This is a genomic window from Actinoplanes awajinensis subsp. mycoplanecinus (genome assembly GCF_001509495.1).
GTDB classification, from domain to species: Bacteria; Actinomycetota; Actinomycetes; order Mycobacteriales; family Micromonosporaceae; genus Actinoplanes; species Actinoplanes palleronii.
The window spans coordinates 149,833-164,830 of record NZ_LLZH01000085.1 but is presented as its reverse complement, the minus strand read 5'-3'; the positions used below and the strand labels follow the sequence as shown (position 1 = coordinate 164,830).

18 protein-coding genes and 1 pseudogene are annotated in these 14,998 nt (G+C 69.7%); 12 read left to right on the top strand and 7 right to left on the bottom strand.

Going from position 1 to position 14,998, the window contains the following annotated elements; all coding sequences use genetic code 11:
* Nucleotides 1–38: 38 nt before the first annotated feature.
* Nucleotides 39–533: a transcription elongation factor GreA gene (greA, locus tag ADL15_RS12625; protein ID WP_067688784.1), complete on the top strand. Its 495-nt coding sequence runs from the start codon at nt 39–41 to the stop codon at nt 531–533.
* Nucleotides 534–576: 43 nt separating this feature from the next.
* Here the strand turns inward: greA and ADL15_RS12620 are convergent, their stop codons facing one another.
* The 4 genes from ADL15_RS12620 to ADL15_RS12605 all read right to left on the bottom strand — a co-directional run bounded on the left by ADL15_RS12620 (nt 577) and on the right by ADL15_RS12605 (nt 5,348).
* Entirely contained in the window at nt 577–1,410 is an 834-nt protein-coding gene (locus ADL15_RS12620; RefSeq protein ID WP_067688781.1) for a M48 family metalloprotease, read from the bottom strand.
* Between the two features lie 44 nt (nt 1,411–1,454).
* Entirely contained in the window at nt 1,455–2,690 is a 1,236-nt protein-coding gene (gene ilvA / locus ADL15_RS12615) for a threonine ammonia-lyase (protein WP_067688777.1), read from the bottom strand.
* Between the two features lie 118 nt (nt 2,691–2,808).
* Nucleotides 2,809–4,167, bottom strand: a complete 1,359-nt coding sequence (locus ADL15_RS12610; protein ID WP_067688774.1) for an amidase — start codon at nt 4,165–4,167, stop codon at nt 2,809–2,811.
* A gap of 29 nt (nt 4,168–4,196) precedes the next feature.
* Nucleotides 4,197–5,348, bottom strand: coding sequence for a cystathionine gamma-synthase (locus ADL15_RS12605; RefSeq protein WP_067688771.1), 1,152 nt, complete (start codon nt 5,346–5,348; stop codon nt 4,197–4,199).
* Between the two features lie 24 nt (nt 5,349–5,372).
* On the opposite strand from ADL15_RS12605, the gene ADL15_RS12600 reads away from it, so the two are divergent.
* The 7 genes and pseudogenes from ADL15_RS12600 to ADL15_RS12575 all read left to right on the top strand — a co-directional run bounded on the left by ADL15_RS12600 (nt 5,373) and on the right by ADL15_RS12575 (nt 8,149).
* Nucleotides 5,373–5,786 carry an HIT family protein gene (locus ADL15_RS12600; RefSeq protein WP_067688768.1) on the top strand — a complete coding sequence of 138 codons (414 nt, stop codon included), beginning with the start codon at nt 5,373–5,375 and terminating at the stop codon, nt 5,784–5,786.
* Nucleotides 5,787–5,848: 62 nt separating this feature from the next.
* Nucleotides 5,849–6,544, top strand: a complete 696-nt coding sequence (msrA, locus tag ADL15_RS12595) for a peptide-methionine (S)-S-oxide reductase MsrA (RefSeq protein WP_067689097.1) — start codon at nt 5,849–5,851, stop codon at nt 6,542–6,544.
* Between the two features lie 64 nt (nt 6,545–6,608).
* Nucleotides 6,609–6,860 carry a hypothetical protein gene (locus tag ADL15_RS12590; RefSeq protein ID WP_232344046.1) on the top strand — a complete coding sequence of 84 codons (252 nt, stop codon included), beginning with the start codon at nt 6,609–6,611 and terminating at the stop codon, nt 6,858–6,860.
* Nucleotides 6,861–6,973: 113 nt separating this feature from the next.
* On the top strand, nt 6,974–7,258 hold the full coding sequence (locus ADL15_RS12585; protein WP_067688765.1) for a type II toxin-antitoxin system Phd/YefM family antitoxin: 285 nt from the start codon (nt 6,974–6,976) through the stop codon (nt 7,256–7,258).
* The gene (locus ADL15_RS12580) at nt 7,255–7,545 is read left to right on the top strand and encodes a type II toxin-antitoxin system RelE family toxin (RefSeq protein ID WP_067688763.1); all 291 of its coding nucleotides are present in this window, start codon (nt 7,255–7,257) and stop codon (nt 7,543–7,545) included. The genes ADL15_RS12585 and ADL15_RS12580 overlap by 4 nt, the downstream gene beginning before the upstream one ends.
* A gap of 38 nt (nt 7,546–7,583) precedes the next feature.
* Nucleotides 7,584–7,664: pseudogene (locus ADL15_RS57040) on the top strand (peptide-methionine (S)-S-oxide reductase MsrA); the annotation flags it as partial.
* Between the two features lie 134 nt (nt 7,665–7,798).
* Entirely contained in the window at nt 7,799–8,149 is a 351-nt protein-coding gene (locus tag ADL15_RS12575) for a hypothetical protein (protein ID WP_067688760.1), read from the top strand.
* Between the two features lie 24 nt (nt 8,150–8,173).
* On the opposite strand, the gene ADL15_RS54120 is transcribed toward ADL15_RS12575, so the two are convergent.
* On the bottom strand, nt 8,174–8,338 hold the full coding sequence (locus ADL15_RS54120; RefSeq protein ID WP_198170745.1) for a hypothetical protein: 165 nt from the start codon (nt 8,336–8,338) through the stop codon (nt 8,174–8,176).
* 110 nt (nt 8,339–8,448) lie between these two features.
* Between ADL15_RS54120 and ADL15_RS12570 the strand changes: the two genes are divergently transcribed.
* From ADL15_RS12570 to ADL15_RS12555, 4 genes are all read left to right on the top strand, one after another.
* Complete coding sequence (locus tag ADL15_RS12570) at nt 8,449–9,885, top strand: CYTH and CHAD domain-containing protein (RefSeq protein ID WP_067688757.1); 1,437 nt, start codon at nt 8,449–8,451, stop codon at nt 9,883–9,885.
* A 3-nt stretch (nt 9,886–9,888) separates the two neighbouring features.
* The gene (gene ppk2, locus ADL15_RS12565) at nt 9,889–10,833 is read left to right on the top strand and encodes a polyphosphate kinase 2 (protein ID WP_067688754.1); all 945 of its coding nucleotides are present in this window, start codon (nt 9,889–9,891) and stop codon (nt 10,831–10,833) included.
* A gap of 280 nt (nt 10,834–11,113) precedes the next feature.
* Nucleotides 11,114–12,007, top strand: a complete 894-nt coding sequence (locus ADL15_RS12560) for a ribonuclease Z (RefSeq protein WP_067688751.1) — start codon at nt 11,114–11,116, stop codon at nt 12,005–12,007.
* Nucleotides 12,008–12,095: 88 nt separating this feature from the next.
* Complete coding sequence (locus ADL15_RS12555; protein ID WP_067688748.1) at nt 12,096–12,599, top strand: GNAT family N-acetyltransferase; 504 nt, start codon at nt 12,096–12,098, stop codon at nt 12,597–12,599.
* A 491-nt stretch (nt 12,600–13,090) separates the two neighbouring features.
* Here the strand turns inward: ADL15_RS12555 and ADL15_RS12550 are convergent, their stop codons facing one another.
* On the bottom strand, nt 13,091–13,384 hold the full coding sequence (locus ADL15_RS12550; protein WP_067688745.1) for a hypothetical protein: 294 nt from the start codon (nt 13,382–13,384) through the stop codon (nt 13,091–13,093).
* A gap of 253 nt (nt 13,385–13,637) precedes the next feature.
* Complete coding sequence (locus ADL15_RS12545) at nt 13,638–14,996, bottom strand: cystathionine beta-synthase (RefSeq protein ID WP_067688742.1); 1,359 nt, start codon at nt 14,994–14,996, stop codon at nt 13,638–13,640.
* Nucleotides 14,997–14,998: the final 2 nt, after the last annotated feature.

Here is a 14,998-nt window from a genome sequence, read left to right as displayed (position 1 = left end):
CATGTTGTGCACCGCCCGTACCAGCAAGGAGATCGATCGTGCCCAGTTCCGAGGCGCCGAAGACCTGGCTCTCCCAGGACGCTCACGACCGACTGCAGGCCGAGCTCGACGAGTTGATCGCCGGTCGGCCGGCGGTGGCTGCGGAGATCAACGCGCGGCGTGAAGAAGGCGACCTCCGGGAGAACGGCGGGTACCACGCGGCCCGTGAGGAGCAGAGCCGCCAGGAGGGCCGGATCCTGTACTTGAAGGAGTTCCTGCGCAACTCCGAGGTCGGCGAGGTGCAGGCCGCCGACTCGGTGGTGCCCGGCTCGGTCGTGACGATCTACTTCGACGACGACCAGAACGACACCGAGAGCTTCCTGCTCGGCTCGCGGGAGATCTCGTCGACCACCGACCTGACCGTCTACAGCCCGGAGTCGGCGCTCGGCAAGGCGATCCTCGGCGCCCGTCCCGGCGAGACCGTGACCTACACCGCGCCCAGCGGCTCCGACATCAAGGTCACCGTGGTCAAGTTCGGCGCCTTCGAGGGCTGAACCGCCTCCCACAAGCAAGCCTTCGAGGGCTGAACCGCCCTCATCAAGCCGCAACGGCGAGCTCGCGGCGCACTCGTTCGTAGTGCGTGGCGAGCTCGCCGTCCATCCGGGCCTGTTCCGGCTCGGTGACGACCACCGCGGCCGGCTGTGCCGCCCGGGCCTCCCGCCGCACCACGGTGTCGATCGCGTCGAGGAGCAGGGACGAGTCCAACAGCCGGCACGAAGTGCCCCAGCTCGTGCCCGAGCAGGGCGACCCGCTCCTGCGGGTCCAGCACGCTCCACAGCGGCGCGCCCAGGCACAGCACCCGGCGCCGGCGCAGACGGCCGTGGCGGTGAAGGCGTTGTGCTCGGCCGAGAGCAGCACCAGGTCCGGCACCGGCGCGCCGATCGCACCGGCCACCCGGTCGATCACCGCGAACAGGGCCGGCGCGGTGCTCCGCCCGAGTTCCTGCGCCTCCTCGCGGTACCGGGACAGCCGGCCCAGCCGCGGCCGGAGCACCGCGGCCATCCCGATCAGCAGCGCCCCGATCAGGTTGATCGGGTTGACGACGTCATAGGTGAGCAGCCGGATCCCGACCACCAGCAGCGCGGCCACCATGGCGAGCAGCAGCACCGAGACGGTGACCGTGACGATCCGGGCCGCTGTCGCCGCCCGGCCGATCGACGGCGCGGCCTTGAGCTCGGCGTACTGCCGCTCGGTCAGCCAGAAGGCGGCCCGGAACAGCCGCCGGTCCAGCCACCGCCAGCCCAGCTCGGGCGCCCGCTGGTCCGGGTCGTACCGGTCCAGGTTCCACTCGCAGGCCGGGCACCACGGCTTTGCGGACAGCTTGCTGATCGTCGTCGCGGCACACCGCGGACAGGTCTCCCCCGTTGACACGATGCAAGATCATCCATGTCTGGGGACGCTTGCGGCAACCCCCGTCACGGTGTCGCGTCGGCCAGCAGGGAGACCCGGTAGCCGGCGTCGCGGAGCGCGCTGATCAGGGCGGACGAGTGGGCCGGGCCGCGGGTCTCCACCGAGAGCGCCACCTCCACCTCGCCGAAGCCCAGCCGCGGGCTCTGCCGGGAGTGCACCACGTCGACGATGTTGGCCCGCTGCTCGGCGATCTCGCGCAGCATCCGGGCCAGCTGGCCCGGGCGGTCGGTGCAGCGCACCGCCAGCCGCAGGTAGCGCCCGGCCGAGGCGAGACCGTGTTCGATCACTTTCAGCAGCAGCATCGGGTCGATGTTGCCGCCGGACAGGATCGCCACCACCGGGCCGCCGTCGCGCGGCGGCGTGTACGCCCCGGTGAGCAGGGCGGCCACCGCCGCGGCGCCGGCCGGCTCGACCACCATCTTGTGCCGCTCCAGCAGCACCAGCAGGGCCGCCGACAGGTCCTCGTCGGTGACCGTGACGACCCCGTCGACGAGCTTGGCGACGTGCGCGAAGGTCAGGTCGCCGGGCCGCATCACCGCGATGCCGTCGGCGATGGTGGCGACCGCCGCCAGCTTCTGCGGTGAGCCGGCCGCCAGCGAGGGCGGGAACGCGGCCGCGCCGCTGGCCTGCACCCCGATCACCCGCAGGTCCGGGCGCAGCGCCTTGGCCGCGACCGCCATCCCGGAGATCAGCCCGCCGCCGCCGACCGCGGTGACGATCGTGCTCGCCTCCGGGCACTGCTCCAGGATCTCCAACGCCAGGGTGCCCTGCCCGGCGATCACGTCCGGGTGGTCGAACGGGTGGATCAGCACCGCACCGGTCCGGGCGGCGAAGTCGTGTGCCGCCTCGAGGGCGTCGTCGACGCTGGTGCCGGCGTACTCGACGGCCGCGCCGTACCCCTTGGTCGCGGTGACCTTGGGCAGCGGCGCGCCCTCCGGCATGAAGACGGTGGCCTGGATGCCGAGCAGGCCGGCCGCGAGCGCCACGCCCTGGGCGTGGTTGCCGGCACTGGCCGCCACCACCCCGCGGGCCCGCTCCTCGGCGGTCAGCCGGGCGATCCGGGTGTATGCCCCGCGCACCTTGTACGACCCGGCCCGCTGCTGGTTCTCGCACTTCAGCCAGACCGGTACGCCAGTGATCTCACTGAGCGGCCGGGAGGTCACCAGCGGCGTCATCTTGACGATGTCGCCGAGCAGTTTCCGAGCCGCTTCGACGTCGGCCAGGGACAGCAGGTCGCTCATGAGCACCCATCGTGCCACCCGCGCTCCGGCTGGTCCTCAGGGGTGACTCAACGCTCACGAGGCACCCCTGAGGACCAGCCGGAAACCGGGAGCGACGCAGACTCCGGACCGGAGCGGGTCAGACCAGGGCGTGGCGCTGCCAGGGGTTCTGGACCTCGAACTGGCCGGCCACCGCGAGCAGCAGCAGCTCCGAGTCGGGCGGGCCGACCAGCTGCACAGCAAGCGGCATCCCGTCCGGCCGGAAACCGACCGGCACCACGATGGCCGGCAGCCCGGCGAAGTTCCACGGCGCCTGGTACGGCGCGTACTCGGCGTTCGCCCGCATGTTCCGGTACCACGGGATCGCTGAGTACTGCAGGGCCAGCGGCGGCGCGGTGGCCAGCGCCGGGGTGAGCAGCAGGTCCACGTTGTGGTCGGCGAAGAACCGGATCGAGCGGGCCCGCCAGGCGTCGCGCTGGGTCTGCCGGATCAGGCCGGCCCGGGTCACCGCCTTGCCGAGCCGGATGTGCCGCTGGGTGCGCGGCTGCAGCTCGCGCACGTTCAGGCCCTCGGAGTTCTTGTACGCACCGGCGAACCAGGTCGCCAGCACGCCGAGCGCGACCCCGTTGGGATAGCGCGGATCGGCGCTGACCGTGTCGTGCCCGGCGTCGACGAGCAGCTTGGACGCCTTGGCGACCGCGGAGACGTTCGGCTCGTCCGGCTTCACACCGGCGATCGGCGACCGCAGCGACACACCGACCCGCAGCTTCGACGGCTCGACGAGTTTCGCCGGGGACTGCCCGGCCAGCACGCTGAAGCCGAGCGCGGCGTCGGCCACCGTGGTGGTCAGCACGCCGTTCTCGACCAGGCCGAACCAGTCGTTGTCGCCGAAGTCGACGGGCACCACGCCACGGCCGGGCTTGAGTCCGACCAGCCCGCAGCAGGCCGCCGGGATCCGGATCGAGCCCAGCCCGTCGTTGCCCTGCGCGATCGGGACCAGCCCGGCGGCCACCGCGGCGGCCGAGCCACCGGACGACCCACCGGGCGTACGGTCGAGGTCCCAGGGGTTGCGGGTGACGCCGTCCGGATCGTCGGTGACCGCCCAGAGGCCCATCTCCGGCATCTTCGTGACGCCGACGACCACCGCGCCCGCCCCGCGCAGCCGCCGGACCACCTCGTGGTCCACCTCGGCCACCTCGGGGGTGCGGGCCGCGGCCGAGCCGTGCCAGGTCTGCAGGCCGGCCACCGGGGTGTTCTCCTTGACCGCGACCGGCACGCCGGCCAGCGGAAGGTTCGCCAGGTCCTCCTGGTCGTCGACCTTCTCCGCCTCGGTCAGGGCCTCGCCGCCGCGCACCACCCGGAACGCGCCGAGCGATGGATCCGAGATGGCGATCTGCTCCAAGTGGTCGGCAACGACCTGGGTGGCGTTCGCGTCACCGCGCCGCACCGCCCGGGCGATCTGCTTGGCGGTGGCGCCCACCCAGGTCGTGCTGTCCATAGCGCAGAATCTCCCGCGTCCTAAGCTCCCTAACCGAGCGCCTGCTCCAGGTCGGCGAGCAGATCGTCAACGGTTTCGATGCCGACAGACAGTCGCACGAGATCGGCGGGAACTTCAAGCGCTGAGCCCGCAGCCGACAGATGTGTCATCTGGCCCGGGTGCTCGATCAGCGACTCGACTCCGCCCAGCGACTCGGCGAGCACAAAGAGCTTAGCCCGGTTGCAGATCTCGATGGCCTGGTCCCGGCCGCCGGCCGCGCGGAACGAGACCATCCCGCCGAAGCGGCTCATCTGCTTGGCCGCGGTCTCGTGACCCGGGTGGGTGTCCAGACCCGGGTAGAGCACGCTGGCGACCTTCTTGTGCTCGCTCAGGTACCCGACGATCCGCTCGGCGTTGTCGCAGTGCCGGTCCATCCGTACGCCGAGGGTCTTGATCCCGCGCAGGGTCAGCCACGCGTCGAACGGCCCGTTCACCGCACCCATCGCGTTCTGGTGGAACGCCAGCTCGTCGCCGAGCCCGGCGTCCGCGACGACGAGCCCGCCACCGACCACGTCGGAGTGCCCGCCCAGGTACTTCGTGGTGGAGTGGATCACCACGTCGGCGCCCAGGGTGAGCGGCTGCTGCAGGTACGGCGAGGCGAACGTGTTGTCCACCGCGAGCAGCGCGCCGGACTCGTGCGCCAGGTCGGCCAGCGCGGTGATGTCGGCGATGTTGAGCAGCGGGTTGGTCGGCGTCTCGGCCCAGATGATCTTCGTGAGGCCGGGGCGGAGCGCGGCCCGCACCGCGTCCAGGTCGTCCAGCGGCGCGGCGGTCCAGGACAGGCCCCAGCGCTCGGCGACCTTCGAGAACAGGCGGTACGTGCCGCCGTAGGCGTCGTTCGGGATGACCACGTGGTCGCCGGGCCGGCAGACCGTGCGCAGCAGCGTGTCCTCGGCGGCGAGACCGCTGGCGAAGGCCAGCCCGCGGCGACCGCCCTCGATGGCCGCGAGGCACTCCTGCAACGCGTCGCGGGTCGGGTTGCCGGAACGGCTGTACTCGTAGCCGAGCCGTGGTGAGCCGACCGCGTCCTGCGCGTACGTACTGGTCTGGTAGATGGGTGGAACCACCGCGCCGGTGCGGGGGTCCGGGTCCTGACCCGCGTGAATGGCGAGGGTGTCGAACCCGTAATTATCGGCTGTCATGTTGCGCAAGGCTAGTCTCACCCCGTGGCGGACTGCGTGTTCTGTGGAATCGTGGCGGGAACCGTCCCGGCATTCGTCGTCGCCGACGAGGAGGCCGGACTGGCGTTCCTCGACACCCGGCCGGTGTTCAAGGGGCACGTCCTGATCGTCCCGCGCCCGCACATCGTCCAGCTGACCGAGTTGCCCGCGGCTTTCATAAGCGGATATTTCGGACTTGTTCAACGGGTGAGCAGAGCCGTCCCCACCGCCATGACCGCGACCGGCACGTTCGTCGCGATGAACAACCTCGTCTCCCAGTCGGTGCCGCACCTGCACACCCACGTCGTGCCACGCACCAAGGGCGACGGCCTGCGCGGCTTCTTCTGGCCCCGGCACAAGTACGCGAGCGACGACGAGGCGGCCGAGATCGCGGCGCGCATCGGCAAGGCCCTCCGGTAAGGCCCTCCGGTAAGGATTGCCGCCCTCCCGGCGTTACCGATTGACGGACGAAGGGAGTGACCGTGTTCCTGCGGCACAAGAAGCTTGACCTGCCCACTGCCGAGACCGCCCTGCCGGGCCGGCTGATCTCGATGCCGGTCGCCGACAAGCACGAGGTCCTCGGCACCCCGCTCACGGGACCGTGGCCGACCGGCTACCAGGTCGCCGTGTTCGGGATGGGCTGTTTCTGGGGCGTCGAGCGGATCTTCTGGCGGCTGCCGGGCGTCCACTCCACCTCGGCCGGGTACGCGGGCGGTTTCACCGCGAACCCGACGTACGAGGAGGTGTGCTCCGGCACGACCGGCCACAACGAGGTGGTCCAGGTGGTCTTCGACCCCAGCCGGACCAGCTACGAGCAGCTGCTGAAGGCGTTCTGGGAGAACCACAACCCGACGCAGGGCATGCGCCAGGGCAACGACGTGGGCACCCAGTACCGCTCGGCGATCTACACCACCACCGACGAGCAGGCGGCCGCCGCCCGGGCGTCGCTGGCGGCGTTCCAGCCGGTGGTCAGCAAGGCCCGGCTCGGTGAGATCACCACCGAGATCCGGCCACTCGGCGAGTACTACTACGCCGAGGACTACCACCAGCAGTACCTGGCGCCGACCAAGAACCCGAACGGGTACTGCAACCACGGTCCCAACGGCCTGAGCTGCCCGATCGGCATCGGCGCCCTGCCGGCCCAGACCGACATCGAGGTCCCGGGCCCCACACGCTGACGGGCACCCGCTCCCGAACGTGCGGCCCGGCTCCGGCCGGGCCGCCCTCTATCTTCGTGAGACGGTGCGCCGATACGCCAAACCGGTCGTCGTCGCGGACGATCTCGCCATGCTGAACGGCCGGACCAGCGGCGTCGTCACCCTGCCACACCATCTCGACTGGTCCGGCGCGGCGGACTACAACCTCGACAGCGCCGGCCGGATCGTCGACCTCTACCGCACGGTCCTGATCGAGGCCACCAAGGCAACCGACCTGCACGAATTCCTCGATCAGGCGACCCTGTTCCCAACGGCCTGTCCTGCCCCGCAGGCGTAGCCAAGACCGCCTAGCCGACGCATGCCACCGCGCTGTCGGCCCGGTGCCTCCGGGTCGACAGGCGTCCGAAATTCTGTACAGACTTCACGCCAGTTACTGCCTACACTTCGAGCATGACTTCCGTGCCTTTCACCGACGCGCGCAACCGCCTTTCGGAACTCATCGACGAGGTGGCCTCGACACATGAGCGGATAGAGATCACCAGGCATGGCCATGCCGCTGCGGTGCTCATCGCCGCCGACGATCTCGCGGCGTTGGAAGAGACTCTGGAGGTCCTGTCCAGCCCGGAGGCCATGCGGCAACTTGCCGAGTCCAGGGCAGCCGTCGAAGCCGGTGACGTCCTCGACGCCGACGAGCTCGCCGCTCTGATGGCGAAGCGGTCGAAGCAGGCACGGTGACCCGACCGGATCCCGACCGCTACCGGCTTCAGGTCGCCGGCCCGGCGGCACGCGCCTTGGCCGGACGGCTGCAGGAGAAGATCGCCGCGGCCGTCTACGAGTTCATCACCACCGTGCTCCTCGACGATCCACATCGCGTCGGCAAACGACTACTCCTGCCGCCGTTCGAGGGCACCTGGTCGGCCCGGCGGGGCACGTATCGTGTCCTCTACGAGATCGACGAAGACAGCCGCGTCGTCACCGTGACGGCAATCGAACACCGTGCGGACGCGTACCGGCCGCGCTGACTCACACACGGGAATCAGTACCTCACCGTTCGCCGGAGTCGAAGAACCCGAACGGGTACGGCAACCACGGCACCAACGGGCTGAGCTGCCCGGTCGGAGTAGCCACCACCGAGGGATGACCCCGGTTCTGCCGCGCCGGAATTCCGGCGCGGCAGTGTTTTGTCCGCCGACATTCACGCCGTCGGGGTACAAAAATCGACATGTCCCGAAATCCCCCGCACACTCGAAAGGTGCAACGAGCGGGGGGTGGATCATGTCACCGAGCTTTTCCCATGACGACGACAATCGATTTCGTAATGCTGACGAACGCGACGCGTGCGCGCAGGCCGAAGCCATGCTGGAGCAGGCTCGGGCCATGATGCGCGAGGCCGAGAACGCGCTCGAGACCTGGAAGACCGGCAAGGAGATGAACCGGCTGCGCTGCGCGCGCCGGGGCATCGCGCCGACCGACGCGGAGATCCGCTGGTCGGCGTCAACACCCGCGAAGAACGCGATCACCAACAACAACTTCTACGTGTCGCTGGCGAGCATGTATTTCGAGGCGGCAGCGGCGAATTATTCACGCGCGCTCTATCTGCGCAGCCGGGGCACGGCGCGCATTTGAGCGTCCCTGCGTACGGGAAAAGGGTCAGCGATCCGGTGCGTCGTGCTCGGCGACCGGAGCGGCATCGGCCCGGGGTGGCGCGGCCTGAGCGGGGCTGATCGGCGCGACCAGCGCCAGACCGAGCACCGCGCCGGCGCCGATCAGGCGAAGGCCGGCGAGGGACACCTGGCGACGTTCCGACTTCTCCATGCAACCACTCCTCAAAACCGAGGTCCACAACTGCGGTCGGATCACCACGATGACAGCAGAACCTGAGACTCGGCTGTGTCAAAGCCCCTGCGGGGGGCACCATTGATCGGGTGGAGACCGCCACCGAGACCGAACGCAAGTACGACGTCCCCGAGACCTTCGAGCTACCCGACCTGACCGGTGCGGCCGGCATCGCCCGGGTCGACGGCGCCGAGACGCACGATCTCGACGCCACCTACTTCGACACCGAGGACCTCCGGTTGATGAAAAACCGGCGGACCCTTCGACGCCGGTCCGGCGGCCACGACGCCGGCTGGCATCTCAAGACGCCCGGTGACGGTGACGGGCGCACGGAGCACCGGATGTCCGGTGCCGGCGACGACGTGCCAGGTGAGCTGCGCGACCTGGTCCGGACCATCGTGCGGCGCCGCCCGCTCGCGCCGGTGGCCCGGCTCCGCACGCACCGGGTGGAGACCCCGCTGCTGGACAAGAAGGGCCGCACCCTGGCCCTGATCGCCCAGGACCAGGTCCGCGCCGACTCCGGCGACGATCACAGCGCGTGGCAGGAGATCGAGGTGGAACTCGTCGACGGTGACGAGAAGACCCTCGACGCTGTCGAGAAGGTGCTGCTCAAGGCGGGTGCCAGCCTCGCGGCGGGTCCGTCCAAGGTGGCCCGCGCGCTGTCCGGCCGGCTCGAGACCGATCGGCTCGAGGCCGACAAGATCAAGGTCAACCCCGTTTCCCGGTACGTCCGGGAGCAGCGCGACGCGATCACCGGCTACGACCCTGCCGCCCAGCGTGGTGAGGAGGAGGCCGTTCACAAGATGCGGGTCGCCACCCGGCGGCTGCGCAGCACCCTGAAGAGCTTCCGGCGCTGGTTCCCGGAGAAGGACGTCACCGAGCTCAGTGACGAGCTGCGCTGGCTGGCCGGCATGCTCGGCGCGGTCCGTGACCCGCAGGTGCTGGAACAGAAGCTGCTGTCCGGCATCAACGAGTCCGGCCCCGAGTTCGAGCCGGCCGCCCGGCGGATCCGCACCGCCCTGGAGCACCGGGTGGCCAAGGGTCGCGAGGAGCTGGTCACCGCGCTCGCGTCGGACCGCTACCTCGACCTGCTGGACCGGATCGACGCGCTGGCCGACCAGCCGCTGCCGGCCGACCGCACCCCGGAGCGCCGGGCGGGCAAGGTGCTCGGCAAGGCCGACGACCGGCTGGACGCCGCGGTCGCCAGCGGCGTCGACGAGGAGCTGCACGCGGCCCGCAAGAAGTACAAGCAGGCCCGGTACGCGGTCGAACTGGTCGCTCCGGAGTCCGGCAGACCGGCCAAGCAACTCGTCAAGGCACTGACCGCTCTGCAGGACGGGCTGGGCGCGCACCAGGACTCGTTCATCGCCAGGGAAACATTGCATGAAATCGGGCCGGACAGTTTCCATTTCGGCGTGCTCTACGGTCGACAGGAGGCAGTGGGTAAGGAGACTCTCGTCGCTGTCCCCGCACTGGTGCGGGCGTCACGGCGTAAGAGATTCCGTCGATGGCTTGCAAAGGCGTGAGACATGAGCACTGATCACTTCGATGAAGCGGTCACCCACCCGTACCAGGGGCCGATCACCGAGCTCAACGGCTACCGGGTCGTCGACGACGAGGACGACGACCCGAAACTGCTGATGGCCGACGGCACCCCGGTGGACACCTGGCGCGAGGACTACCCGTACGACGAGCGGCTGTCCCGGGTCGAGTACGACCACCACAAGCGGCTGCTCCAGATCGAGCTGCTGAAGCTGCAGAACTGGTGCAAGGAGACCGGTGAGCGCCTGGTGATCCTCTTCGAGGGCCGGGACGCGGCCGGCAAGGGCGGCACCATCAAGCGCTTCATGGAGCACCTGAACCCGCGGGGCGCCTCGGTGGTGGCGCTGGAGAAGCCGAACCAGCGCGAGAGCACCCAGTGGTATTACCAGCGGTACGTCAAGCACCTGCCGTCCGCCGGTGAGATCGTGCTCTTCGACCGGTCCTGGTACAACCGGGCCGGCGTCGAGCGGGTGATGGGCTTCTGCACCCGCAAGGAGTACCTGGAGTTCTTGAGGCAGACCCCGGAACTGGAGCGGATGCTGGTCCTCTCCGGCATCAACGTGGTCAAGTTCTGGTTCTCGGTGACCCAGAAGGAACAGCACACCCGGTTCGCGATCCGGCAGGTCGACCCGGTCCGGCAGTGGAAGCTCTCCCCGATGGACCTCGAGTCGCTGGACAAGTGGGACGACTACACCGAGGCCAAGGACGCGATGTTCTTCTACACCGACACCGCCGACGCGCCGTGGACCGTGGTGAAGAGCAACGACAAGAAGCGCGCCCGGCTCGAGGCGATGCGGCACGTGCTGCACCGCTTCGACTACACCGGCAAGGACGAGGAAGTGGTCGGGCGGCCCGACCCGCAGATCGTCGGACCGGCCTCACTCGTGGTCGAGAGCACCGAATCCGGACCGCACGTATTCCCTCGCCTCTAGTGATTTAAAAGCGTTGGCGGCCACCGCGCCGGATGGTTAACGTGGCCGTACACGTGAGAGGAGGTGGTCCGAAGTTGTATAGCAACGGGACTCGTGAGGTGGCTGTCCGCTAGCCGCTGTCCTTGACAGCTCTGTATTGACGTCGAGACCGTGTGGCAACGGCCGGCGAGCACCAGACAGCCACCCGACCCCCGGGGATCCGGCCTTGTCCGACCGGACCATGACCTCTCAGGAGATCATGGAAGTCCCCGGGGGTCGCTTTATGTCCGGGAGAGATCTGATGCGTGAGTTGGTCGTGCTCGGCAGCGCGAGCCAGGTGCCCACCCGGCACCGCAACCACAACGGCTACCTGCTCCGCTTCGACGACGAGGTGATCCTCTTCGACCCGGGCGAGGGCACCCAGCGGCAGATGCTGATGGCCGGCGTCGCCGTCACCCCGCTCCGGCGGATCTGCATCACGCACTTCCACGGCGACCACAGCCTCGGCCTGCCCGGCATCCTGCAACGGATCTCGCTGGACCGGGTGCCGCATCCGGTCGCCGTGCACTACCCGGCCGGTGGCCAGGAGTTCTACGACCGGCTCCGGCACGCCACCAGCTACTGGGACAACGCCGAGATCGTCGCGGCGCCGGTGAGCGCGGGGTTCGCCGTGGAGACGTCCGCGGGGCGCCTCACGGCGCTGCCCCTTCGGCATTCCATCGAGACGTACGGGTACCGGCTGACCGAACCTGACTCCCGCCGGATGGTGCCCGAGCTGCTCACGTCGTACGGGATCAGCGGCCCTGCGGTGGGCGAACTGCAGCGCACCGGCCGATCCGGCGACGTGACCCTGGAGCAGGTGAGCGCGGCCCGGCCCGGGCAGAGCGTGGCGTTCGTGATGGACACCGGACTGTGCGACAACGTGTTCGCGCTGGCACAGGGCGTGGACCTGCTGGTGATCGAGTCGACGTTCCTGGCCGAGGACGCCGAGATGGCCGCCCAGGTGGGTCACCTGACCGCCGGCCAGGCCGCCGCGGTGGCACGTGAATGCGGCGTGCGGCAGCTGGTCCTGACCCACTTCTCGCAGCGGTACCCGGACCCGTCGGCGTTCCTCGACGAGGCCCGCAAGGAGTTCGACGGACCCATAGTGATCGCCGAGGACCTGCAGCGGATCCCGCTCCCCGGCCGCCGCTGAGCCTCCCGGCCTGCTTCTCGGGCGGCGCTGGATGTCTCGGCTGTCGCTGACACCGTGCTGACACCGGGGTTCGGCTAGCGTCGTCGGCATGAGCGTGCTGCTGCGTCCCGCGACCGAGGCCGATCCGATCGGGGTCGGCGCCCTGCACCGGCGTTCCCGGGTGGACGCCTATTCCGGCTTCCTGCCACCCGAGGAGCTCGCGGCCCGGTCCGCGGAGGCCTTCGGCGAGTGGTGGTCGGAGCGCTTCCGCTGGGAGCAGGAGACCCACCGGATGACGATCGCCGAGGTCGACGGGCGACTGGCCGGGTTCAGCTACATCGGACTCAGCGACACTCCGGGCGCCGCCGAGCTGTATGCGATCCACGTCGAACCCCCGCTGGTCGGCACCGGGGTGGGCCGGGCCCTGATGATCCGCGCCCTGGCCGAGCTGCCCGACTTCGGCGGCGACCACGCGGTCCTCTGGGTGCTCACCGACAACCGGATCGCCCGCACGTTCTACGAGAACGGCGGCTGGAAACCCGACGGCGGCACCCGGGAGGAGCCGGTCGGCGGCATCCCCGCCCCCCAGTTGCGCTACTCCCACCCCTTCTGACCGGCGGCGGGAGCAGGCCGGGTGGGGTGGTGGGGTGACCGCAACCACCCACGGGCGTCGCCCTGGAGGGCTTTGCGGTTTGGACGCGCCAGCGGCCAGCGAAGACCGGAAGGGTCCCGGCGGGAGCGGCGATCTGCACCCGAGCGGACGCACGACATCAAGATCTTGAATTTGAATTTGATCTTGCCGTTGGTGCTGACCAGGAAAATATCAGCTGGTTGGGCGGGAACGCGTGACCGAGTGAATGCGGGGGAACCTGTGGTCACGCGCTCCCGCCAACCGCCCCGCTCGAACCGGTGCGCCTGGCCGGAGGCGCGGACCGACGGAGGCGTGTCGGTCCGTGATCCGGTTCAGAAGCGGGCTTGGGTGGCGGGAATGCCGGAACGCTGGCGGGGCGCACCGGCTTCACCGCCGGGAGACGTTCGCCGGGCCGGGAAGCCAAGACTTGCCGGGGGACGGTCAAGCTCGTCGGCGACGTCCAAGTCGTGGGGTCAGTCGGCATACCTCCGATAGGGGTGATTGCGGTCCGCGCGACCGCGATCGGTCATCGCGGCCGGCAGACTGTTCAGGTCATGCCGCAGGGTCCAGGCCTCACGCCAGGGGCGGCGGGACACCGCGTCCGCACGCTCCGCCAGCCGGCGGGCCGAGCAGGGCCAGCGCTGTCCACACCAGACACAATTGCCGTCGTGGCCGGCACCGAGATGGCGGCCGAGCATCTGCTGCGCGTCGCGCCACAGCAGGCGATCCACGATGTCGGCAGGCGCCGCCTCGTCGACGTCGACCATCCCCTGCTCCTTCGTCCGGGAGTGGCTCATAGCTCCGTCACGACACATACAACCGCACCGGGCCATTCCCTGGTCGGACTGTCTGTGCGATTGCGGCGACTATCTGTAACTGGCGATGTCCACTGTGCCCCTGTGGCCGCGCTCACCGTCGGCGGTCGATCCACCGGCATCAACGGGAAAAAGACCGAGCGTGGGGAGTTGCGGTGCGGATCGCACCACAACTCCCCACGCTCGGGCGGCGGAAGGGCGCCGGTCAGCTCAGGTGGGCGAGCAGATCCTGACGGGTCAGGACGCCCGCCGGCTTGCCGTCGACGAGGACCATCGCGGCGTCCGACTTCTCCAGCAGACCGACCGCCTCGCCGACCTTCTCCCCGCCACCGATCATCGGCAGCGGCTCGCTCATGTGGCGCTCGATCGTGTCGTGCAGGTGGGCCTGCCCGGTGAACAGCGCGTCCAGCAACGCCTTCTCCGAGATCGAGCCGGCCACCTCGCCGGTGACCACCGGCGGTTCGGCCTTGAGGACCGGGAGCTGGCTGACGCCGTACTCCCGCATGTAGTCGATCGCGTCGCGCACCGTCTCGGTCGGGTGCACGTGGATCAGCGGCGGGATCTCCGCGCTCTTGGCGGCCAGCGCGTCGGCGACGGTGGGCGAGTCGCCGGGGGTGCGCAGGAACCCGTACCGCGCCATCCACTTGTCGTTGAAGATCTTCGAGAGGTAGCCGCGGCCGCCGTCCGGGAGCAGCACCACGATGACGTCGTCCGGACCGGCCTTGCGGGCCACCTCCAGCGCCGCCACCACGGCCATCCCGCACGAGCCGCCGACCAGCAGCCCCTCCTCGCGGGCCAGGCGCCGGGTCATCTCGAAGGAGTCCGAGTCGCTGACCTCGATCACCTCGTCGGTGACGGTCTGGTCGTACGCCGTCGGCCAGAAGTCCTCGCCGACGCCCTCGACCAGGTACGGCCGGCCGGTGCCGCCGGAGTAGACCGAGCCCTCCGGGTCGGCACCGATCACTCGGACGTTGCCGTGCTCCTTGAGGTACCGCCCGACGCCGGTGATCGTGCCGCCGGTGCCGACCCCCGCCACGAAGTGGGTGATCTTGCCGTCGGTCTGCTCCCAGAGCTCCGGACCGGTCTGCTCGTAGTGCGAACGGGGGTTGGCCGGGTTGCTGTACTGATCCGGTTTCCAGGCACCCGGGATGTCCCGGGTCAGCTGGGCGGACACGTTGTAGTAGGAACGCGGGTCCTCGGGTGCGACCGCGGTCGGGCAGACCACGACCTCAGCGCCGTAGGCCCGCAACACGTTCTGCTTGTCCTCGCTGACCTTGTCCGGGCAGACGAAGACGCACTTGTACCCCCGCAGCTGCGCGACGAGAGCCAAGCCGACCCCGGTGTTGCCACTGGTCGGCTCGACGATCGTCCCGCCCGGCTTGAGCAGGCCCGCCTTCTCGGCGTCCTCCACCATCCGCAGCGCGATCCGGTCCTTGACCGAGCCGCCGGGGTTCATGTACTCGACCTTGGCCAGCACGGTGGCACTGATGCCCTCGGTCACGCTGTTCAATCGGACCAGCGGGGTATTGCCGATGATCTCGACCACGTTGTCGTAATAGCGCACGC